Origin of the sequence: Dokdonia sp. Dokd-P16 (genome assembly GCF_003095655.1) — a bacterium.
Classification (GTDB): domain Bacteria; phylum Bacteroidota; class Bacteroidia; order Flavobacteriales; family Flavobacteriaceae; genus Dokdonia.
Window position 1 is genome coordinate 3,163,035 of the sequence record NZ_CP029151.1, and the last position, 23,018, is coordinate 3,186,052.

Annotated in this window: 23 protein-coding genes; 13 read left to right on the top strand and 10 right to left on the bottom strand. The window is 37.3% G+C overall.

Features of this window, described 5'->3' with window-relative positions; translation table 11 throughout:
* Positions 1-49 precede the first annotated feature (49 nt).
* The 4 genes from DCS32_RS14040 to DCS32_RS14050 form a co-directional block, all read right to left on the bottom strand.
* A complete protein-coding gene (locus DCS32_RS14040; RefSeq protein WP_108878853.1) occupies positions 50-493 on the bottom strand; it encodes a nucleoside deaminase in 444 nt (147 codons plus the stop codon).
* A gap of 1 nt (position 494) precedes the next feature.
* Complete coding sequence (locus DCS32_RS14045; RefSeq protein ID WP_108878854.1) at positions 495-1,892, bottom strand: NAD-dependent succinate-semialdehyde dehydrogenase; 1,398 nt, start codon at positions 1,890-1,892, stop codon at positions 495-497.
* Positions 1,893-2,095: 203 nt separating this feature from the next.
* Entirely contained in the window at positions 2,096-2,230 is a 135-nt protein-coding gene (locus tag DCS32_RS16295) for a hypothetical protein (protein WP_262497439.1), read from the bottom strand.
* 72 nt (positions 2,231-2,302) lie between these two features.
* Complete coding sequence (locus tag DCS32_RS14050) at positions 2,303-3,022, bottom strand: DUF1223 domain-containing protein (RefSeq protein ID WP_108878855.1); 720 nt, start codon at positions 3,020-3,022, stop codon at positions 2,303-2,305.
* A 278-nt stretch (positions 3,023-3,300) separates the two neighbouring features.
* Here DCS32_RS14050 and DCS32_RS14055 point away from each other — a divergent pair, with 278 nt between their 5' ends.
* The 3 genes from DCS32_RS14055 to DCS32_RS14065 all read left to right on the top strand — a co-directional run bounded on the left by DCS32_RS14055 (position 3,301) and on the right by DCS32_RS14065 (position 6,567).
* The gene (locus DCS32_RS14055) at positions 3,301-4,584 is read left to right on the top strand and encodes a hypothetical protein (RefSeq protein ID WP_108878856.1); all 1,284 of its coding nucleotides are present in this window, start codon (positions 3,301-3,303) and stop codon (positions 4,582-4,584) included.
* A 104-nt stretch (positions 4,585-4,688) separates the two neighbouring features.
* Entirely contained in the window at positions 4,689-5,177 is a 489-nt protein-coding gene (locus tag DCS32_RS14060) for a CAP domain-containing protein (protein ID WP_108878857.1), read from the top strand.
* A gap of 73 nt (positions 5,178-5,250) precedes the next feature.
* Positions 5,251-6,567 carry a dipeptidase gene (locus DCS32_RS14065; RefSeq protein ID WP_108878858.1) on the top strand — a complete coding sequence of 439 codons (1,317 nt, stop codon included), beginning with the start codon at positions 5,251-5,253 and terminating at the stop codon, positions 6,565-6,567.
* Between the two features lie 102 nt (positions 6,568-6,669).
* Here the strand turns inward: DCS32_RS14065 and DCS32_RS14070 are convergent, their stop codons facing one another.
* Both DCS32_RS14070 and DCS32_RS14075 read right to left on the bottom strand, forming a co-directional pair.
* A complete protein-coding gene (locus tag DCS32_RS14070; protein WP_108878859.1) occupies positions 6,670-8,193 on the bottom strand; it encodes a DEAD/DEAH box helicase in 1,524 nt (507 codons plus the stop codon).
* 141 nt (positions 8,194-8,334) lie between these two features.
* On the bottom strand, positions 8,335-8,844 hold the full coding sequence (locus DCS32_RS14075) for a DUF6155 family protein (RefSeq protein WP_108878860.1): 510 nt from the start codon (positions 8,842-8,844) through the stop codon (positions 8,335-8,337).
* Positions 8,845-8,954: 110 nt separating this feature from the next.
* Between DCS32_RS14075 and DCS32_RS14080 the strand changes: the two genes are divergently transcribed.
* Entirely contained in the window at positions 8,955-9,338 is a 384-nt protein-coding gene (locus DCS32_RS14080; RefSeq protein ID WP_013752154.1) for a hypothetical protein, read from the top strand.
* A 99-nt stretch (positions 9,339-9,437) separates the two neighbouring features.
* Here the strand turns inward: DCS32_RS14080 and DCS32_RS14085 are convergent, their stop codons facing one another.
* A complete protein-coding gene (locus DCS32_RS14085) occupies positions 9,438-9,749 on the bottom strand; it encodes a hypothetical protein (RefSeq protein WP_108878861.1) in 312 nt (103 codons plus the stop codon).
* A 51-nt stretch (positions 9,750-9,800) separates the two neighbouring features.
* On the bottom strand, positions 9,801-10,397 hold the full coding sequence (gene folE / locus DCS32_RS14090; RefSeq protein WP_108878862.1) for a GTP cyclohydrolase I FolE: 597 nt from the start codon (positions 10,395-10,397) through the stop codon (positions 9,801-9,803).
* Positions 10,398-10,526: 129 nt separating this feature from the next.
* Here folE and DCS32_RS14095 point away from each other — a divergent pair, with 129 nt between their 5' ends.
* The 8 genes from DCS32_RS14095 (at position 10,527) to DCS32_RS14130 (ending at position 20,069) form a co-directional block, all read left to right on the top strand.
* Positions 10,527-12,992 carry a DUF5916 domain-containing protein gene (locus tag DCS32_RS14095; protein ID WP_108878863.1) on the top strand — a complete coding sequence of 822 codons (2,466 nt, stop codon included), beginning with the start codon at positions 10,527-10,529 and terminating at the stop codon, positions 12,990-12,992.
* Positions 12,993-13,043: 51 nt separating this feature from the next.
* The gene (locus DCS32_RS14100; protein WP_108878864.1) at positions 13,044-13,709 is read left to right on the top strand and encodes an ABC transporter ATP-binding protein; all 666 of its coding nucleotides are present in this window, start codon (positions 13,044-13,046) and stop codon (positions 13,707-13,709) included.
* 52 nt (positions 13,710-13,761) lie between these two features.
* A complete protein-coding gene (locus tag DCS32_RS14105; RefSeq protein ID WP_108878865.1) occupies positions 13,762-14,526 on the top strand; it encodes a TIGR02757 family protein in 765 nt (254 codons plus the stop codon).
* Positions 14,527-14,611: 85 nt separating this feature from the next.
* The gene (locus DCS32_RS14110) at positions 14,612-15,805 is read left to right on the top strand and encodes a sensor histidine kinase (RefSeq protein ID WP_108878866.1); all 1,194 of its coding nucleotides are present in this window, start codon (positions 14,612-14,614) and stop codon (positions 15,803-15,805) included.
* A gap of 40 nt (positions 15,806-15,845) precedes the next feature.
* Positions 15,846-17,777, top strand: a complete 1,932-nt coding sequence (locus DCS32_RS14115) for a BatA domain-containing protein (RefSeq protein ID WP_108878867.1) — start codon at positions 15,846-15,848, stop codon at positions 17,775-17,777.
* A complete protein-coding gene (locus DCS32_RS14120; RefSeq protein WP_108878868.1) occupies positions 17,774-19,027 on the top strand; it encodes a dihydroorotase in 1,254 nt (417 codons plus the stop codon). The genes DCS32_RS14115 and DCS32_RS14120 overlap by 4 nt, the downstream gene beginning before the upstream one ends.
* On the top strand, positions 19,027-19,356 hold the full coding sequence (locus DCS32_RS14125; protein WP_108878869.1) for a DUF4870 domain-containing protein: 330 nt from the start codon (positions 19,027-19,029) through the stop codon (positions 19,354-19,356). The genes DCS32_RS14120 and DCS32_RS14125 overlap by 1 nt, the downstream gene beginning before the upstream one ends.
* Positions 19,357-19,427: 71 nt before the next feature.
* Positions 19,428-20,069: an alpha/beta hydrolase gene (locus tag DCS32_RS14130; RefSeq protein WP_108878870.1), complete on the top strand. Its 642-nt coding sequence runs from the start codon at positions 19,428-19,430 to the stop codon at positions 20,067-20,069.
* 75 nt (positions 20,070-20,144) lie between these two features.
* Here the strand turns inward: DCS32_RS14130 and DCS32_RS14135 are convergent, their stop codons facing one another.
* On the bottom strand, positions 20,145-20,636 hold the full coding sequence (locus DCS32_RS14135) for a hydrolase (protein WP_108878871.1): 492 nt from the start codon (positions 20,634-20,636) through the stop codon (positions 20,145-20,147).
* Positions 20,637-20,639: 3 nt separating this feature from the next.
* Complete coding sequence (locus tag DCS32_RS14140) at positions 20,640-21,431, bottom strand: MBL fold metallo-hydrolase (RefSeq protein WP_108879302.1); 792 nt, start codon at positions 21,429-21,431, stop codon at positions 20,640-20,642.
* Positions 21,432-21,557: 126 nt separating this feature from the next.
* On the opposite strand from DCS32_RS14140, the gene DCS32_RS14145 reads away from it, so the two are divergent.
* Positions 21,558-23,015: a nicotinate-nucleotide adenylyltransferase gene (locus tag DCS32_RS14145; protein WP_108878872.1), complete on the top strand. Its 1,458-nt coding sequence runs from the start codon at positions 21,558-21,560 to the stop codon at positions 23,013-23,015.
* Positions 23,016-23,018: the final 3 nt, after the last annotated feature.

Sequence of the window (23,018 nt, forward strand, 5' to 3'; positions counted from 1 at the left end):
ATTGCTATAGTGGTTTTTAGTACGCTTTCGCGAAAGCGTAACTCCATAATTACTCGTTCCACACCGCAGCGGCTTCTTCTCCAAGAAACTGTTGCATGTTAAACTCTTGATCACGTGCCTTAATATCTCTAGCGTAAAACATATCGCTATAGATAAAGCCAGCATTTTTTGCCATGTCAGCAGAAGCTCCGTAATAGATATGCTCAAATCGAGCCCATCTCGCTGCGCCTAAACACATCATGCAAGGCACACAACTCGTATACAAATCACAATCTGAAAGATCCTTAGTACCCAGTGCTTTGCAAGCTAGCTGAATACAGCGTAACTCTGCATGCTGCGTAGGATCTTGCGAACCTCCAACGAGATTATGACAAGCCGCAATGACCTGCCCAGAACGAACAATGACGGCGCCAAAAGCGCCGCCACCGTCTGTATCTTTACCTTCTCGAGCTAGCGCAATGGCTTGCTGCATAAAAGATGATTGATAACTCATATTATTCAGTTTCTGCTAGTAAAATAGACTTAGCATTTACAAATTCTTTAATCCCGAATCCTCCATGCTCTCTACCATATCCAGAATCTTTTACTCCTCCGAAAGGCATCATAGGCTGTGCAAGACCGTACGAATTGATGAATATCATTCCTGTATCAAAGTGTTCTTGTGCCAGCTTGACTGCTGCTTTTTCGTCTTTAGAGAAAATTCCTCCTCCTAGTCCAAAACGGCTATCATTTGCTATGCGCATTGCATCTTCGTTATCTTTTGCCTTAATTAAAGAAGCTACCGGCCCAAAGAGTTCGTCATCATAAGCTGGTTGTCCAGGTTGTACGTTACTTAGTACCGTAGATGGGTAGTAATATCCCCTTCCGTCTGGTATTTCTCCTCCAGTTTCAATTACTGCTCCTTTTTCTACACTTTCTTTTACTTGGTCGCTTAGCAACTCCTGTAAATCTTTACGTGCGATTGGCCCCAGTTGGGTTCCCTCTTTATTAGGATCTCCCATGACCACATCTTTCATTCCTTTTACAAAGCCTTCCTTAAATGCATCATACACTTTATCTACTACGATAAAACGTTTTGCAGCAATACAGGTCTCACCATTGTTTATGATTCTACCTTGTACACAAGCTTTTACAGCTTCTTCTACATCTGCATCATCAAGTACGATGTATGCATCGTTACTTCCCAGTTCTAATACTGTTTTCTTAATAGATGCTCCAGCAGTTTTTGCTATGATTTTTCCTCCAGCAGAACTTCCTGTAAATGTCACGCCACGTACTTTATCATTGCTTATCACTTTATCAGACTGTGCATGATCAATTACAAGTACTTTAAAAAGTCCTTCAGGCACACCAGCTTTAAGTAAAAGCTCTTCTATTAATAATGCGCTTCCCGTTACATTCTGAGCGTGCTTTAATAAAATCCCGTTACCCGCTAGTAAGTTGGCAATGGCAACTCTAAGTGGTTGGTATGTTGGGAAATTCCACGGCTGAATGCTGTAAATAACACCCTCTGGAGAAAAGTTGATAATTCCTTTTCCACCATCTAGTAGTGTTCTTTCTATAGGTTGTAATTCTTTTACTCCGTTTTCGGCAGTATATTCTGTGATGGCGATACAAAGGTCAATCTCACTTTTTCCTTGTTCAATGGTTTTACCCATCTCGTCGGTCATGAGTTGTACAAGTTGGTCTTTATAATTTTTAAGTTGTTCCCCTATATTTTTTATTACAGTAGCTCTATCATCTAGCGATTGCATTTTCCAGTCGTTAAAAGCGTCATGACAGTTGTCTATCGCTTCTGTAACCTGATCATCTGTAAAATATGTATACTCCTTAATTGATTGTTCGTTATGAGGATTTATGGTTCTAAAACCTCCTTTTATTTCTCTTTCCATTGGTAATGTTTTTTTTGTTGTTGTAAAATTACGAGGAGACTACTTGCTGAAAATGCACTTTAATAGTATTTAAGAGTAGTGTTTAGAGAAGTTTAACGAGTAAGGAATAATCATTACAACAAGAAAAAGCCACTACCTTATATGTGGTAGTGGCTCTTTGTTAGTGGTTTAGCTTAAAAAATCTTACAAGTATGATATAAGTCTTACTCGTTATCTAAAGTAACCTCTCCATTACCTTTAATCTCAAATTCTTCTTTTGGGATGGTACGATTAAAGTTTGAAGATCTTCTGTGTGCATCTTGAAAATCTGCGTGCTTTTTGTTCTTTGTAGTATTCATAGCTTTATTTTTTTTTGATAAAGGTATTTTAAAGCATCATAGCTAGTTGTTAATCAAAATGCTAATTCAGAGTTATTTAACGTTTTGAGCTGCCGATGCTACAATCCCATTCTCTGGTTCTGTAACGTAAATAACCACTGTAATATCGTCATCCTTTGCTACCCACGAAGGAATACTAAGCGCTACTTCTTGTTGACTATAAGAAGCTTGTTCTTTTTTAAAATTTGCTACGATGTGCGTATTCTTTAAGGTTTTGTTTCGGTTTTCTCCTCTATTTACAATGGTGGTTTTTTGCCTTACAGTGAGAGCATACACAATTGTAGCATTATCTGGAAGCTCTTTAAAATTTGCTTGAATAGTAACACCTTCCGCCATACGCGCTACTGAAGCAATAGTAACTGCTGACTTGTTTATACGACTAGTTTCACTAGCTACTGCTCCCCTTAGCTCCCTTTCATTAGATCCTACCACATGATTACGACCATTAATAACTGCTTGAGGAGTATAAACGCTCCTTATATTGAAGGTACGACCATATTCATATTGGTGATTTGTATTACTAGCAGATGCATAAGGATCTTTCCAGCCTATATAGTCCCAATAATCTACATGATAAGACAGGATAATAACGTCTTCCTTAAGTTCTTCAGATAGACGAGTTATTAATTTATCTGCGGGTGGGCAACTGCTACATCCTTGTGATGTAAATAATTCAATCACCGTAGGAGATTGACCGATTGCTGTAAATATGGTACCTAATAATAAGAACGATGTAAGCAGTATTGATTTCATAAAAAGTATTTTATAATGGGTCGAACGCAGATAGGTTCCATTACATAGACGAGATGAGCATAGAAATCATACCATAACAACATTATCACTAAAAATGGTTTGTCAAAAAAATTATCTAGCTAGTTTACAATATTTTACATCTCTTTAATTACATCAAATTTTCGCGAAAGCGGTACTACTACCCTACTCGGTATAGAGTGCTTTTCAGACTTTGGCACGCTACTTGTAATTACCTAATTGTGAACATCAATCCACGCAATTAATTAAAAACGAACATTATGAAACATCTTGCATTATTATTTATAGGACTACTTACCTTCTCGGCAAGTACCTATGCAGCAGAAGAAGATACATCAATACGACGCGGTACCGTATATGACGGTAGCAAGTATATTTTTGTAGAAAACGGTATCGAATTTTCAGTATTTCCAGATGGAGAGTTTGATTTTTACATACCACAATATGTAGAAGGAGTAAGCCTTTCTGTAAACGCTGGGCCAGTAGGCATAAGCTTTAACACAGGTTTTGACTACGATCCATACGTACAGTATGATGAGTATGGAGCTGTGATACAAGTAGAAGACACTCCTTTATATTATGATAATTATGGACGCCTAGCACAAGCAGGTGACGTACGTATCAACTATAGAGACAACAGAATATCTCGTGTAGGAGGACTACAGATTTATTACAACAACCGCGGACTATTTTCTCACTATACAGGCTTCATCAACGTGTATAACAGAAACTATGTGTTCCACCCGTACCACAATTACTACTACAGACCTGTTTTTAACAGATGTCTAGTATTTAATACACCATATAGAAGATATTACACCCCAGTACGTTATAACTATGCATTCCATAGAAACAATTATAGCAGAGGTTACAACCGTGGGTATGCAAATGCTCGCCGTGACTTTAGACGTCCAGATAGAGGTCGTGTAGCTCATAATAATGGTAGGCGTGATAATGTAGATCGTAATAACGCTCGCTTTACAAGAGCAAACACAGGACGTGTTGCAAGTCGTGCAAATACTACTACTACTACAAGAAGAAATAATACTTCTACACGTAGAACATCTAGCGCAAATACATCAAGTAGAAATGGCCGTGTAGCACAATCTACAAGCCGTAATGGAGCACAGCGTGGTACTGCTACTACAACGTCAAGAAGAAGTACAAACAAGCGTGCTGTAATCTCTAATCGTAATGAAACACAACGAGGAAGACCTACAGTAGCTACTACACCTAGACAACGTCCTACGGCATCTTCTAGATCTGGTAATAGCGTACGTAAAAGTACTCCTAGAACAACAAGACCTACAACGCGTACTACAAACAGAAGTACTAAGTCTGTAGCAACAAATAGAGGATCACGTACACAGTCTAAAGCTGCACCGCGTACCTCACAAAAAAGAGCGTTATCTACTAAGAGTAGAAGCTCAAGTAAAGTAAACACTCAGCGTTCTTCATCTCGTAAAGCTGCACCGCAGCGCACTAACAGAAGCTCAAATAGCAAGTCAAGTAGAAGCACATCTACGAGATCTAGAAGAGGATAAGAATTAGATTTTTGGTTGGTTAGTTTGGTAGACCCTAGTTGCTATAAGCGCTAGGGTCTTCTTTTTTTTATAACTTAGCTACTATTAACCATAAGTATCTAAATATGAGAATTTTAAATGTATTACTCGTTCTGGTAGTGCTTAGTACCAGTTGTAAAAAGAAAAAGAAATCTAACACCACCACTAGTCCGCCCATTACCTCTACAAGCAACAGACCCAGTGATAGCGCTAGAGAAGCTGCCATCTTACAGCTTGTAAATGACTATCGTGACTCTCTGGGTATCTCCACTTTGAGAACTACTACCCTATCTCAAGCCCAAGCCCTTGATCACACTAATTATATGGTAGACAAGCGACTTATGAGTCATGATAACTTTTTTAAGCGCAGTGATTACTTAAAGTATAAAGGTGCCACCTCTGTAAGTGAGAATGTAGGTAAAGGGTACCGCACCGCTCAAGGAGTTGTAAACGGCTGGCTCAATAGCCCTAAGCACAAAGCAGCTATAGAAAGTGATGCCACACATACCAGTATTGCATCCTTACAAGATGCAAACGGTATATGGTACGACACGCAGCTTTTTATAGACTTTTAAGATAATTACGCTTTCGCGAAAATGTGAACACTCAATTTCAGTATCTTAGGAGTTTCAAAAACCATAATAACCAATGATTAGATTCCTTACCATTACCGCTTGTTTACTAGCGATGTTTTCTTGTCAAGAAACAAAGAAAAAAGAAGTAGCACCACCAAAAGAAATGACGGAGGCCGAAGTACTAGCAAAAGCCAAAGAAATACACAGCAACGTGATGACACTAGACACGCATTGCGATATAAACGTAGATAATTTTACGGATACCGTAAACTATACACAAAATCTTGCTTCACAAGTAAACTTACCTAAAATGCAAGAAGGTGGTCTAGACGTGCCGTGGTTTGTAGTATATACAGGACAAGGAGAGCTCAACGAAGAAGGTTACAAAGCCGCTTATGAGAATGCGATGTCAAAGTTTGATGCCATTCATAAACTCTGCGAAGAGATTGCTCCAGACCAAATCCAGCTAGCTACTACTTCACAAGAAGCAAGAGATATCTGGAAATCTGGTAAAAAAGTAGCCATGATCGGTATAGAAAATGGATATCCAGTAGGTACAGATGTTTCTAATGTAGAAAAATTTTATAATCTAGGAGGTCGTTATATGTCTTTAGCGCATAATGGGCATAGTCAGCTAAGTGATAGTAACACCGGTGAAGCAGATGATGTATGGCTTCATAATGGATTGAGTGACTTAGGAAAGGAAGTTATTGCAGAGATGAACCGTGTTGGGATGATGATAGACGTATCGCATCCTAGTAAGGAAGCCATGCGCCAGATGATTGAGCTAAGTGAGACACCTATCATTGCATCTCACTCTTCTGCAAGAACGTTATGTAACCATAGCCGTAATCTTGATGACGAGCAATTGCAATGGATGCAAGATAATGGCGGTGTGGTGCAAACAGTTGCTTTTAAAAGCTACTTAAACACAGAAAAAAATGACGCATACCAAGCCGAAGCAAATCAAGTAATAAAAGATATCGCCGATTCTCTAGGAGTTGCATGGCTTGATCGCTCAGCAGCAAGAGCACTACCAGATGCCGAAAGAAAAGCGTATTACGAGACCTATACAGACGTGTTACTTCCTGCACAAAAGAAGAAACTGGCAGAACGCACAGACCTTCCTCCTGCGGTAGATGTGACAGACTTTATAGATCACATAGACTACCTAGTAGAAAAAATAGGAATTGATCACGTAGGTATCTCATCAGACTTTGATGGCGGTGGCGGTGTAGAAGGCTGGAGCGATGCTTCTGAAACTATGAATGTGACTATAGAACTTGTACGCCGTGGTTATACACAAGAGGAAATCGAGCAATTATGGAGTGGTAATTTACTGCGCGTTCTTGATGAAGTACAAGCATATGCCGCAGAGCAGAAAAGCTAATTTCTCATTTTAGAAATTAATCGTTCTTAAAAATAAAAGAGCCCAGAAGTGTAAACTTCTGGGCTCTTTTTATAGGTTATCTATAGTAGCTAAATGAATAGATTACATATCTCGTTCTCTACAAATCTGGTTAACCCTAAGCTTTAATTTACGCTCGTAATCCTCTTGTAACCAGTCTCTATAGTTTTTAGTATTATTCATAATGCTGTATGAATATAAACGCACGCGGTAAGCGATATCATCTTTTAACTTACGTGCAAGTATTCTCGCATCAAAAACATCTTCACTATTTTCAATGACCATTTCTGCGTGTTGCTCGATGGCATTTTCTAATGTTGTTTTTGCTTTAAGTCCTTCTTTAATTACACGTTTGTATTCCTTCTTGATATCAAAATAGACATTCTTAGTGTTTGCAAACTCCTTACGTAAATCTGGAGGCATCACATAGGTGAAGTTACGCTCTATCTCCTCATCTGCAATTAAATTTTCAAGATAGAAATCTGGGTATGCAAAAATCTCTTTCCAATCTATTGGTGCTTCCCAAAGTCCAAAACGTGCTGCATTGTTTCCTAAGTCAAGTACCTTAAAAGTGGTTTTACCTGGAGCAATACGCGATCCACGACCTATCATCTGGAAGTATAAGGTAAGAGATTTTGTTGCTCTGTTTAAGATAATAGTATCTACCGTAGGTTCATCAAAACCAGTGGTAAGGATACTTACAGAAGTAAGTATCGCATCTGGAGTGTTTTTAAACCAGTCTAAGATTTCTGTTCGCTCCTTTGCACTGTTGGTATTATCTAGGTGGCGTATGTCATACCCTGCCATTTTAAACGTCTCATAGACATAGCGAGAGGTATTTATACCATTATTAAAGATAAGCGTCTTCTTCCCTTTAGATTGATCCTCATAAGCGCTCAACAGCTTTTGCTGCATGATGGTATCTGTGTACAGTATATCTGAAGACTTTACTGTATAATCACCATTAATACCCAGCTTAAGCGAACTCAAACCTACATTATAGCTTATTGTTTTAGCTTTAGAGAGGAATCCTCTTTTTATCAATGCAGGTATACTCTCCCCTATTAAAAGTTCGCTATAGTTGTCCTTCATAGGCAACTTAATATTAGAACTTAGTGGAGTTGCAGTTACCCCTAAAATAAAAGCCTTATCAAAGTAGCTGAAGAGTTTTCTAAAGGAATTATAATGCGCCTCATCAATAATGACAAGACCCACATCATCCATATTCATCTGTTCCTCTTGCAATCTGTTAGTAAGCGTTTCTACCATCGCCACATAACACATGTAATCATCACCCTCCTCTAAGGTCTTCACGTCACTACTTATGATCATGTTAGGAACCATAAATTCGGTAAGCATTCTTGAGGTTTGATTAGAAAGCTCAATACGGTGCGTGAGGATTACTACTTTCTTATTTGCTCTTTTTATATAGTTACGAACTATCTCAGAGAAAATAACTGTTTTTCCACCACCAGTAGGTAGTTGATATAACAAGTTATAGTCTTCCGATGTACGATCCATTACGCTAAAAACAGCCTCAAGATCCTTGAGTTGGTAGTCGTATAATTCTTTTTCTGGAGTTTCTTTTTCTTGAATAGCGTCGCTCAAAAGTGTAGGTTTCTTCGGTTAAAAGTGAATCTTGCAAAACTAAGGGATTTTTATGCTTTCGCGAAAGCGTACTGCAAGAATTCTTGCTACAATTTTAAAAATTATGTCTTAATTATTAAAAATAGATGAAAGACGATGTTTTTAAGATGGATCTGCTGCTTCGTCAAACAAATCTGCATTAGGCCACTTACCTTCCTCGGCTAGTGCGACTATGCGCTCTAGTCGTTCTCCAAGCTCCTCTAATAAATGATGATAAGTAACATACTGTACAAGTTCTTTAAACGAGTTGAGCATACTTTTATAAAACGCATCTGGCTGCCCAGGACTAGATTGCTCAAAAGTCTGCGCAATTTCAATATTAAAAATCATCACATCAGAAAGCAACAGCGGATTCATGCCTAAGGTTTTAAAGTGCTTGATATACTTCTGTGCAATAGAACGTCTTTTTCTAGGGCGTTTGCGTCGTGTGGGGAAATACTCGTTACTTATTTTAATTTTGGCCTCGTCTACGAGCTTGTCTTCTTTAGGGTTAAACACAAAGTCATAATAGGTCTTCACCTCAGGTATACGCTCATAAAGCTCCATAATTTGCTCTTGCAATTCTGCATTGCTTAATGTGGAAATTTGCTTTTTTAACGCCCGTTTGCTCATTGCTAATTGATTACTTATTGCGAATTTATAATAAAAAATAGTCGTAAAAAGCGAATCAAAAACCTATTTTTGCAACAATACCAACTTCATATATAAATCATCATTTTACAATGAATACACTTCAAGATAGTAAAGCCGTAAACTTGATCAAAAAACTCATAGGAGATGTTGCTCAAAACGGAATTATAACGAATACAGTGGTTGAAGACCTTAAAGCGCTTCGCCCTCATACTATTACAGAGCAACTACCTTTATTAGCCAAAGCTACACGCCTTGCCGCTGAACATATAGAGGAGACAGGAACTTTTGCAATTCCTATCCCTGCAGATGATGATATTGAAGATGAAAACGAAGAAATTATTGCAGCTGCAGATCCTGCCGAAAGCACTCCGGAAGAAAGCTTACACTACTTCTTTTGCTTAATAAGAGATGTAGATAAAAAAACAAATGAAGACGAATTACGTGAATACGTAAAGGCGTTAAGAGAGTACTAGTATATCAATACTCTTTATCGATATTATAAAAAAGCCACTCAATCGAGTGGCCTTTTTTATGCGATATAATGCTGTAAATCAAGTTGTGCAAGTAAGATTTCAATCAAATTTCTTCTCAATACTTTGCCCGATTGCAGTGCTTTTAAAAACGTATGTATATAACCACATTAGTGTAAATGAAGGAATGATGTCTAAACCAGGTACAATCTCTTCTACAAAGGTGATGACACCTCCTACCTTTCCTGCAGCGCCTTTATACAATCTTGTCATAAGCCATGCAGATAACGGTGCCCATACCACGTCAGACATATCTCCTATTACTGGAAACACCCAGCTTGAGGTAACGATACCTAAGACGTCTATAAGAAGTCCAATTAATAAAAGTTTGTATTTATTTGTTTGATTATCCATAAGTATATTAAATATAATACTTTAAACTAATCAAATAACATTCCAAAAATATTAATCTAAACTTGAGGAAATCAATTTGAGAAATTCATTACGAGTTTCTTGCTTTTCAAATTGCCCTCTAAAACCAGAAGTGGTCGTTGTGGAGTTTTGCTTTTGTACACCTCTCATCATCATACACATGTGAGACGCCTCAATGACCACAGCAACACCCTTAGGATTTAATGTCGAGTTGATGCATTCTAAAATATCATGTGTAAGCCTTTCTTGTACCTGAAGTCTTCTTGAAAACACGTCTACAATACGTGGTAGTTTACTTAGTCCTACAATATGTCCATTAGGTATATATGCAATATGAGCCTTACCGAAGAAAGGAAGCATATGATGCTCGCACAATGAATAAAGCTCTATATTCTTTACAATAACCATGTCATCATAATCTTCTTTAAACATCGCTCCTTTAAGTATAGCAGCTGGATCCATATCATATCCAGAAGTAAGGAACTGCATTGCTTTTGCAGCCCTCTCTGGTGTTTTAACGATACCTTCTCTACCAGTATCTTCTCCTAAGTTTTTTATAATTGATGTAAAATTATCTTTGATTTCGTCTGTAACTTCAATGTTATATTCTTCAAAACTTCTATACGGCATAGGAGATATTTATTTTTGTTTAATCAAATATACTATTTATTAAACATTTTTATTTCTCTATTTAACTTTTTATTTAGAGTTTTCTTAGAATGACACGGTTAGATTTGTCAAGCCAATCAAACACATGCTATGCGCATTTTTCTATTTGGGATATTCTCCCTGTTTTTACTATTGCCCCATTTCCTTAAAGCTCAGCAAACTAAAACGCTTAATGCAGAGCGCATAAACACGCCACCTAAGATAGACGGTGTGCTAGATGATGCTGTATGGAAGTCTCTAGCTACTTATGATGGCTTTAACATGTTTGAACCTGGGAATGTAGGAATCATAGATGAAGACCAGCGCACAGAGATTAAAATGGCTTATGATGATAAGGCAGTTTACATAGCGGCCTATTTATTTGACCCAGATCCAGAAAATATCCCTAGTCAGTTCAGTCAGCGTGATCAAGTATTCTCACAAGCAGATCACTTTGTCGTTGCCTTAAATACTTATAATGACGGTATCAATGAAACTCGATTTTATGTAACTAGCGCTGGAACCATAGGTGATCAACGTATTACACAAAACAATAGAGATTTTGGATTTAATGTAGTCTTTGAATGTAAAGTTTCTAGAGATGACAAAGGATGGTACGCAGAGTATCGCATTCCTTATAATGCACTACGATTTCCAGAAGTAGCAGTTCAAGACTGGAGTGTAAATTTCTATAGAAGGTTAGTAAAAAAGAACGAAACACACACATGGAATTTTATAGAACGTGGTGTGGGTAGAGACACGCAGTACAACGGTACAGTTACAGGTGTACGTGATATTGATCCACCTGTAAGGCTTACTTTTTTCCCTTTTGCACAAACCTCTAATAATTTCTTTGACGGGAATAATGAAACCAATTTTGCTGGTGGTCTTGATATAAAATATGGTCTTACAGATAGTTTTACACTTGATGCCCAGCTAATTCCAGATTTTGGTCAGGTAGCTTTTGATAATGTAGAGCTCAACTTAGGGCCTTTTGAGCAAACTTTTGGGGAGAATAGAGCATTCTTTACAGAAGGAATAGATTTATTCAATAAGGGAAGAATTTTCTTCTCTAGACGTATAGGTGGAGCACCTTCTGGAAGCCCAGAGCTCTTAAATACAGAAGAAGTGATAACCTCACCTTCTACCGTAAAACTCGCAAACTCTGTGAAGATCTCTGGACGCACCAAAGGAGGTCTTGGCATAGGATTTTTAAATTCAATAGGTCAAGAAACCTTTGCGACTATTGAAAACACAACTATTACTACTGTAAACGGCGAGGAGATTATTGAAAAAAGCAGACGTGATGAAGTAATTGAACCTCTTACTAATTATAACGTATTTGTATTAGACCAGCAGTTTAATCAAAACTCCTCCGTATCGCTTATTAATACTAATGTAACGAGAAGCGGTAGCAACTTTAGAAATGCTAATGTTACTGGTGGCGTATTTGATATAGCAGATAAAGGGAACAACTTCAGAGCGTCAGGACGTGCAATTTTTAGTAATGTAAGAGAAGCGGGGGAAACCACTAGCGGTTTTTTATCTGAGTTTGATTTTAGAAAGATACAAGGAAACTGGCGCTATCGTTTTGCTCATGACTTTGCAGATACTAAACTCAACATCAATGATCTTGGTTTAAATTTTAGAAATAACTTCAACAATTTTGCTGTAGGTGGTTCTTATGAGTTGATCCAACCTAAAGGTAAATTTAATAGATATCGCTTTGATGTAACTTTAAGACAAAGACGATTATATGAACCCAGCATTAAAACAAGAAACAGCATACGCTTTGATTCCTTTTTCTCAACGACAGAACGCTTAGCTTTCGGACTTGACGCGAGTCTCAACGGCAAGGATCAGGATTATTTTGAGCCAAGAGTAGAAGGAAGGTTTGTAACCTTTGAGTCTAACATAGGTAGTAGCGGCTTTATCTCGACAGATTTTAGAAAGAAATTTGCTTTTGATTTAAGAGGTTCTGTGCGTTCTTGGTTTGGAAATCAAGATCAATTTAATCACAGTATTAATTTCTCACCTCGATATAGATTTTCAGATAAGCTACTTGTTATTTTATCATCAAATTATTCTAGCAGAAAAGACAACTTTGGATGGGTAGACAATACAGATACAGAGGTATTCTTAGGTCTTAGAGATGTTAAATCTTTAGAAAACAGAGTGAATGTAAATTATAATTTTGACCCCTATAAGGCGCTCAACTTAAGTCTACGCAACTTTTGGGCAGTATCAGATCACAGTAGTAATGTGTATTACATATTAAATAATGACGGATCGAGATCTCAAATAGATAACTACGATACTACCGTACAGCGTGATCCTAATGCAAACTTTAATATCTGGAATCTTGATGTGAGTTATCGCTGGCGTTTTGCTCCAGGAAGCGAGGCATCCCTACTCTACCGTCATCAGATTTCGAATTTTGATGAGCAATCCACTTTAGATTATGGACAGAGTCTTGGCAACTTGTTTGATGAACCTCTTAACCATACGCTGTCCCTAAGAGTTACTTATTTTATCGATTATAATAATGTAAAAGGCATCTTTAAAAAGACCGCCTAGTACGTTGGTAAAAAGCAGCTATTATAGTACTTTCACAGTCAATATTGTATTATGGTAAAGGCAGAACATATATCAAAAACTTTTGGAAACTTACAAGTTCTTAAAGACGTTGCATTAGACGTAAAAAAGGGAGAAGTAGTTTCTATTGTAGGGCAAAGCGGCGCTGGTAAAACTACACTACTACAAATTCTAGGCACACTAGACATGCCTGATAACAATGCCCAGACGCAACTTACTATAAACGGTAAATCTCTCACAGGACTTAAATCTAAGTTGCTAAGTGCTTTCCGTAATGAGCATATTGGGTTTATATTTCAGTTTCACCAACTCCTTCCAGAGTTTACAGCGATGGAAAATGTGTGTATTCCTGCATTTATTGCCAAAAAAGATAAAGCACCAACAGAGGCTCGTGCAAAGGAGCTTCTTGACTTCTTGGGGCTCTCTCATCGCTATAATCATAAACCTAATGAACTATCTGGAGGAGAGCAACAGCGAGTAGCAGTTGCTAGAGCACTTATAAACAATCCTGCACTTATTTTGGCAGATGAGCCTTCTGGTAACCTCGATACAGAAAGTGCAGATCATCTACATAAACTATTTTTTAGATTACGAGATGAGTTTAATCAAACGCTTATTATTGTTACTCATAATGAAGAGCTAGCAGATATGGCGGACCGTAAGCTTGTAATGAAAGATGGCGAGTTTGTAACTAGTTAACTTAGTACGCTTTCGCGAAAGCGCACCCCTACTACATATAATACTGTAATACATGAATAAAAAGGATCTTAAAATCTTCTTGGACGAAAAAGCAATTCAATATGAGAATGGCAATTTTATTCCACACGATCCTATTCAAATCCCTCATCAATTTGAACTAAAAGAAGATATCGAGATTGCCGCTTTCTTAACGGCAACTATTGCTTGGGGTAATCGTAAGAGTATTATCACAAATGCTACAAAGATGATGGATATCATGGGAAATGCACCTTATGATTTTGTATTAAACTACGATCCAGAGCAAGCGAATCTTTTTGAAGGTTTTGTGCATCGCACTTTTAATAGTGGAGACCTAGAAACGTTTATAAGAGCATTGCAGCACATTTATCTCAACCATGGCGGACTAGAAAATGCTTTTAAAAAAGGAATTACCACCGAAGGCCTACAACCATCTATATCAAATTTCAAGAAGTTATTTTTTGAGGTCGAGCATTTACCAAGAACACAAAAACACGTGAGTGATCCATTACGTAATTCCGCGGCAAAACGTATCAATATGTTTCTAAGATGGATGGTACGTGATGCAAGTGCAGGTGTTGATTTTGGTATATGGAACACTATTTCTCCTAGTTTACTCTCTTGTCCTCTCGATGTGCATACAAGTAATGTAGCTAGAAAGCTTAAACTTCTTAAGAGAAAACAAAACGATGCAAAAACTTTATCAGAGCTTGACAAAGCGTTGAGAAGAATGGATCCTAATGATCCTGTTAAATATGATTTTGCATTGTTTGGATTAGGAGCGTTTGAAAAGTTTTAGTTATTTCTTATGTACAATAGATATTATTTATATAGAATGTTATAAGCTATATTTTAGAAAGACTATTTTTGATTAAAATTACACTGTGATAGCACCTCAAAAGCCAATTAACGAAAGTAAACGACTAGAAGTATTAAAGTCATATAAACTTCTTGACACGCTCCCAGAAGATGCTTATGACACGATCACAAAGCTTGCTTCTCACATCTGTAATACACCAATATCACTAGTTACATTGCTTGATGCAGATCGTAATTTCTTGAAATCAAGACGTGGTATCGATATGTCTGAATCTCCTAGAGATATCTCTTTTTGTGGTCACGCTATTCTCACAGAAGATCCTATCTTTATAGTAGAAGATGCCCGCCTAGATAAACGTTTTCAAGATAATCCGCTGGTAAAAGATTTTAAAGCTATTTTTTATGCAGGTGTTCCTTTACGCACAAGTGATGGTTATGCGCTAGGTACTTTATGTGTTTATGATCACAAACCAAGAACACTATCCTTAGAAGAACAAGATGCTTTAAGAGGTCTTGCAAAGCAAACAGTATTGCTGTTTGAAGCTCGCAAACGCAATATAGACCTCGCAGCTTCAGAAAATGAAACTGCTCAACGTAATGATCGTTTAGAAGATTTTGCTCGATTAGTAGCTCATGACCTTAAGTCTCCACTTGCAAGTATAGAAGGTTTACTCAATCTCTTGAAAGAAGATTACCTGGATAGCAATGATGAAGATTTTGCACTATACCTCAAGCATCTAGATACTTCGGCGAAGTCTATGAGAGGTTATATAGATGGGCTTCTCGAGTATTATAGGGCAGATACATTGCTGGCAACAAAAGAGAACACTACACTTTTTAAACTAGTTAAAGACGTAGCAGATTTACATAAATCTAGTAATGTTGCCATTAAGATTGAAGATGACTTGAAACTAGTCGCTGTTTCTGCAATTGCTATTGACCAGATATTATCGAATCTCGTTGATAACGCCACCAAATACAACGATAAAGAGGCACCAACAATCCAAATTAGCGGAAACGAATCAAAAGACTTCTACATTATCTCCGTAAAAGATAATGGCACTGGGATTCCAGAAGACAAACAAGACATTATTTTTGACCTATTTAAAACTACAGGAACTAAAGATCGCAATGGCAAACAAGGTTCTGGAATGGGACTGGCAACCGTGCGTAAACTGGTAGAAGGATTGGGTGGTAATATTAGTGTTTCTTCTGTGGTAGGTGAAGGCAGTATTTTCACTTTTACCATTAGGCGATAAAGTCCGTTTTAAGTATTTTTGAACAAACCTAAAATCGCACATGCAGTTTAGACATCCAGAACTCCTTTATGCACTGTTCTTACTGCTTATCCCTATTCTCGTTCACTTATTTCAACTGCGTAAGTTTAAAACAGAAGCATTTACAAACGTTGCCTTTCTTCAAAAACTCAACATTCAAACTCGTAAGAGTAATTCCATAAAGAAATGGCTAGTGTTACTGTCTCGTATGGCGGCAATAGCCGCAATTGTTCTAGCATTTGCTCAACCATTTATTACACAATCAGATAGCGCAATCCGTGAAAAGGAAACTATCATTTACTTGGATAACTCATTCAGTATGCAAGCAAAGGGTTCTTCTGGACAATTGCTACGCACGGCTACCCAAGATATTATTACTAATATTCCCGAGGATCAAATCTTCACTTTAATTACAAATACAGATACGTATAGAAATACCTCTATAAAAAACATGCGTAACGAGTTGCTACAACTACCATATGCAGCATCACAGCTATCTGAAACTGCAGTAACACTCAGAGCACAGAAAGAATTTTCTAGAGACCAATCAAAAGATAAGAGGCTCATTATGATTTCTGATTTTCAAGATAATGGGGAGACGTATCAGCTACAGACTGATGGTATAGAAAAGCATTATGTGCAGCTCCAGCCAGTTATAAAAAACAATGTAAGTATAGACTCCGTTTTTATATCTAAAAGAAAAGCAGGAAGCATTGCCCTCACTGTGGCACTTTCAGCAGGTGAAAAGAAAGATATTAATACAGCCGTTTCTCTATACAACGGTGATCAATTATTGGCAAAGGGAACCGCATCTTTTGATAGCAAATTAACAACTACCGTAGTTTTTGATATAGATACAAAGGAAGAAATCGCAGGTCGTATCGTGATTGAAGATCCCCTACTCGCTTTTGACAACACCATGTTTTTTAGCATTAATAAAAGTCAGCCCATAAAAGTACTCGCAATAAATGGTGCAAACTCAGATTATTTGTCACGTATTTTTACGGCTCCAGAGTTTGAGTATGAAAGTACAAACATTAAGAATCTAGATTATAGCAGCATCCCAGAGTTTAATTACATTGTTATAAATCAAGTTTCAGAAATAGGCGTATCTCTTAGTGGTGCTTTGAACGCTTTCGCGAAAGCGGGAGGAATTACCACCATTATTTTAGATCCAAATGCAGATGCGGCTAGTTACAACAATGCGTTAAGAGGTTTAGGAAACTTTGAGATCTCAAAAAACGAAACTACTAAGCGATTAGTAACCACCATCAACTATGACCATCCTGTTTATAAAGATGTGTTTGATGCAAGAATAAAAAACTTTCAATATCCATCCGTTTCAAAGTCTTTTGCCTTACAAGGTGGAGATGCGTTACTTCGTTTTGAAGATGGAAGTCCTTTCCTGTCTTATGCTTCAAATTTCTTTGTAATCTCTGGAGGCATAGACGTTGCAAATTCAAATCTCCAAAGTTCGCCACTCATAGTTCCTACATTTTACAATATGTCACGACAGAGCTTGCAGTTGCCACGGTTGTATATGCCTGTAGGTAAAAACACAACATATGACATTCCCGTTGGACTTCAAGAAGATGATATTTTGAGTCTAGAAGACATTTCAGACCCCTCAAATACACTTATTCCTCTACAGCAATCTAAGGGAAATAAAGTACAAATTACAACGAGTGACTCGCCATCTAAAGCAAGTATTTACAATATTAAACTAGCAGATAATACAGTACAGCAAGTCAGTTATAATTACAATCGTAGCGAAAGCACATTACGATATGCAGTATTAAACACGGGTGCTACAAATCATTACAACACCTCTGTAGAAGATCTTTTTGACGAATTCAAAACAGCAGATAGTGTCCAATCGCTTTGGAAATGGTTTGTTATTTTTGCCTTGTTATTCCTAGTACTAGAAATCTTGATTTTAAAATTCTATAAATGAAAGCACTCATAAAGAACGCCATAATTGTAGACAGTGATAGCCCTCATCACGGCAGTACAAAAGATGTTAGAATTAAAGATGGCCTTATTATAGAAATAGGAGAACATCTAGAACATACAAAAGGAGAGACACTCATAGAACGTGATAATCTGCATATATCACAAGGCTGGTTTGATAGTAGCGTGAGTATGGGGCAACCAGGTTTTGAAGAACGAGAAACCATAGACCATGGCTTACAAGTTGCAGCGACTAGCGGCTTTACAGCAGTAGCACTCAATCCAAACACCTACCCTATTATTGACACAAGCTCTGATGTTACTTTTGTAAAGAAAATGGCAGAAGGACATGCAACTTCTCTGTTTCCCATAGGTGCGCTTACGCGAAATAGTGAGAGCGTAGACCTAGCAGAATTGTATGACATGCAGCAATCTGGTGCTGTAGCTTTTGGTGATTATCAACAACCAATCTCAAATCCAAACTTGCTTAAAATTGCACTTCAATACACGCAAGGTTTTAACGGACTCGTATTATCATTTCCTCAAGAGCAGAAAATTGCTGGAAAAGGGATGGTAAATGAAGGAGAAGTAAGCACTCGAGTGGGGCTTAAAGGAATTCCCGCTATAGCCGAAAGTCTTCAAGTAGCAAGAGACTTACACATTCTTGAATATGCTGGCGGAAGCCTTCACATTCCTACAATTTCCACAAAGGCAAGTGTGGAACTTATAAAACAAACTAAAGCTAAAGGACTAGACGTTACTTGTAGTGTAGCAATACACAACTTGTACTTACTAGATACAGTTATAGATGATTTTGACACTCGTTATAAAGTATTACCACCACTAAGAAACCAAGAGCATGTAGACGCACTGATAGAAGGTGTAAAAGATGGTACTATCGATATGGTGACTAGTGATCATAATCCGCTAGATGTTGAGCGCAAGCACGTAGAATTTGATAATGCTATGTATGGCGCTATATCTCAAGAAGCTACATTTAAAGCGCTACTTACCATAGTGAGTGAGAAGCGCGCCGTAACACTGCTTACTGCTGGGAGACGTAGATTTATAGGTACAAGTAATTCGATACAAGAAAATAGCCCAGCAGATATTACTTTATTTACACCAAAAGGAAGTTCCACATTTACGCAAGAACACATCAAATCAACTTCAAATAATGCCATATTCCTCAATCAAAAGATGAAGGGAGAAGTGTATGGAATTATTGCAAATAACCAACTAGTACTCAACTAATGGATGAAAACACCGTTTTTGAAGGAAAAACAGCTGCAGTTTTGAGCTACATTACCTTCGTAGGATTAATTATAGCCTATTTTATGAATAGCGAATCAAAAAATGAATTTGCTGCTTTTCACCTTAGACAGTCATTAGGTTTAACCTTGAGCTACTTCTTAGTAATGATGCCTCTTAGCTATCTTGACATACCAATGGCATCCACAGGATTTCTCGTGCTATTTTTTGCACTGTGGCTTTTTGGAATAATTTCGGCTTTTCAAGGAAAACGCCAACTTGTACCTTTAGTAGGTGCGTTTTACCAAAATGTTTTCGGCGGAAACAACTAGTCTCACTTCACGCCAGTAATAATTATACATCAAGGCATTACTTACTATGTATTGTCTACTATTTCAACTATATGTTATTAGAATATATCACACGTAAACCATCAAAATCTTCTAAGGGTAAAGCTCCATTAATTATTCTCCTTCATGGTTATGGAAGTAATGAAGAAGACCTATTTAGCTTTGCTGAAGAAATTCCAGATGAGTATTTCATAGTATCTGCAAAGGCTCCTATCGCTATGCAACCTTATGGAAATGCGTGGTATCATATCACTATAGATGGTGATGGTGTAAAATCTTCAGATAATGATGGTGCTCGTGAGTCTAGAGATATCATTGCAAAATTTATCGATGAACTTATAGCAGAGTATGATGTTGATAAGCATAATATAACCTTGCTAGGTTTTAGTCAAGGAACGATATTGAGCTATGCAGTAGCACTCACCTACCCAGAAAAGGTTAAGAATGTTATAGGCTTGAGTGGTTACATCAATGAGGAGATTATTGATTTAAAAAGTAATCCATCTTATGCACATCTTAATATTTACAACTCACATGGAACTGTAGACCAAGTAATACCTATAGATGCTGCGCGCAAAACACCTGGCTATCTCAAGAATATTGGGATTGAATCCACACTTAGTGAGTTCCCTGTAGGTCACGGGGTTCACCCTACTAACTTCTATGAGTTTAAGGAATGGTTACAAAGTAAATAGAGACATAAAAAAAACAGGCCAAGAGCCTGTTTTTTTTATATATAATGGTGATTTAAAATCACCTAAATAAATTCCTTAATTAGGATATACTAAACTCTCCACGGTTTTATAATCTACCGTTCCATCCTCATTTACAAAATACTCAACCAGCATTTCTCCCCATTTCTTGCCGTCAGAAAAGTCGGCGATGATCCAGCGGTGATTTAAAATCTGTACTTTATTAATTTGGAAAGGTCTTCCATCACCTACAAAAGTAATAAGCTCATTACCTTGAGCTGTATTTTTTGCATATAACCCATCTTCTATAGCTGGTTTAATCACAGCAATGTCTAGATCGTCATTATCAAAATATTCCTTTGCATTATCATTACCTAATAACGTGAAGTACTCCACGTTTGCTAGGCGTTCTTGATACATTCCAGCGATAGAATCTTTGTCTGCAAGTTTTATTTCTAGCTTCTCGATTTGCTTCGCTTGGTATTCTAGCCCCTTACTGCTATTTATATATTGAAAAATAATATACAATGCTGCAAATAGGAATAAGTATAAAAAAATGCTACGTCTCATAAATTATGTAGTTAAAGTAAGTCCGTCGTATGCTAGAAAGACATTTTCGGGTAATTTTTGTTCGGCTTCTGCATGAAAGCCTAGATGGTGACTTATGTGTGTAAGATAGGTGCGCTTAGGTTTAATTTTTGCAACTAAAGCAAGCGCCTCGTCAACATTAAGATGTGTATAATGCGCTTCTTCCCGCAAGCAGTTTAAGACAAGAATATCTAAATCTTGTAATTTCTCAATCTCCTCATCTGCAATAGTTTTTACATCAGTTAGATACGCTATATCTTGAAAACGATATCCAAAAACTTGCAGTGATCCATGATAGGCCTCGATAGGCTGTACTTCGATGTTACCTAATTTGATAGGTATACCATTCACCACCTCTTTTGAAGCAACACTTGGCGCTCCTGGGTATCTATTTTCTGTAGTAAAAATGTAATCAAAACGTTCGGCAAGAGTTTTCAAAACTCGTTTATGAGCATAAATAGGCATATCACCTTGTCTAAAAACAAAAGGTCTTATGTCATCCAGCCCAGCAACGTGATCGGCATGTTCATGGGTTAATAATATACCATGCAAAGGTGCTGGATCTCCTGCGGTTGTGCGCTTTCGCGAAAGCGTGCTCAACATTTGTTGTCTAAAATCCGGACCACAATCTATCACATAATTATAGCCGTCCCATTCTATTAGAACAGAAACTCGCAGTCTTATATCCCTAGGATCTGCACTTAAACACACGGGATGTGTACTTCCTATTACAGGAATTCCTTGAGATGTGCCAGTACCGAGAAAGGTGATTTTCACTAATGTTTTAGAAAATAATGCGCTTATCACGCCGTTAATTGTGTAACAAAAATACAGTTATTTTTTTGGCTACTACAACCTTTTAGTATCTTTGAGTGACCATTAATCGATGGAAAAAAACACACTATGGCTGTTAAAATTTTAGGAGACAAAGACTTTGAAAAAGTACCTCCTCTCAAGAATAAGGTACTTCGCGTAAATCTAAACGCAAATATATATGGAACTTTTGCCGAGATAGGTGCAGGACAAGAAACGGTTCGTCATTTTTTTAGAGCAGGTGGTGCAAGTGGTACCATAGCAAAGGCAATGAGTGCATATGATAAAGACTTCTCTGATGCTATTTATGGTGTGGAAGATGATGGTAGATATGTCACAGAAAAGCGTCTTAAGAAAATGCTTTCTCATGAGATGAAACTCATTGAAGATCGTATTTCACGTTACAAGCAGCCAGATAAAATCTTCTTTACTTACGCAAACACGGTAGCTACCATAGATTTTGCAAAGAAATATAAAGGTCATGGATGGGTAGGAATTAGATTCCAGATTACTCCAGAAGGTGAATTTAATGAGATTATACTGCACGTTCGTTTTCACGAAAATGACGCTCGTTTACAACAGCTTACCTTGGGAACGCTAGGTGTAAACCTTATTTATGGTGCCTTTTATAAGCATGATAATCCTAAAAACTTACTTCGCTATCTTTATGATCACATTGATCAAGATCAGATAGAGATTGATACTATAAACTTCTCTGGACCTCAATTTGAGCATGTAGATAACCGCTTAATGAGTTTACAGCTTGTTAAAAACGGAATGACAGAGGCCGTAATGTTTGACGCAAAAGGAAATAACATCCTTCCAGCAGCATTACTATATAAGAAAAACGTACTTGCACTGCGCGGTAGTTTTCGTCCTGTAACTAAGGTAAACATGGATATGTTTGAAAAAGCATATAAAATGTTTGTAGAGGCAAATCGTGTAAACGAGAAAAAGACAGAAGCTATTTTTGAAATCACACTGTCTAACCTTCGCGCCGAAGGTGATATTGATGAGGAAGATTTCATGGCAAGAGCTCGATTATTAGGTTCTCTTGGACAGACCGTAATGATTTCAAACTTTAAAGAGTATTATCGCGTTGTTGAGTATTTCTCAAACTATACTAAGGAGCGTATGGGTCTGGTAATGGGTGTGAATAACCTAATTGACATCTTCGACACTAGCTACTATCGTCACTTAAGTGGAGGTATTCTAGAAGCATTCGGTAAATTATTCTTTAAAGATCTTAAGGTGTTCTTATACCCAATGAAAGATCCAAAAACAGGAGAATATACTGATAGTGATAATTTAAAAGTACACCCACGAATGAAAGAACTTTACAAGTTCTTTAAACTGAATGGTAAAGTACTTGATATTGAAAATTATGATCCAGAAATTACAGATATCTTCTCTAGAGAAGTATTAAGAATGATTTCTGATGGTGAAAAAGGTTGGGAAGGTATGCTTCCAGAAGGAGTTGCAGAGCTTATTAAGTCTCGTAATCTTTTTGGGTATCAATCTCAAGCACTTTTAGAAGCAGATAAATAATGA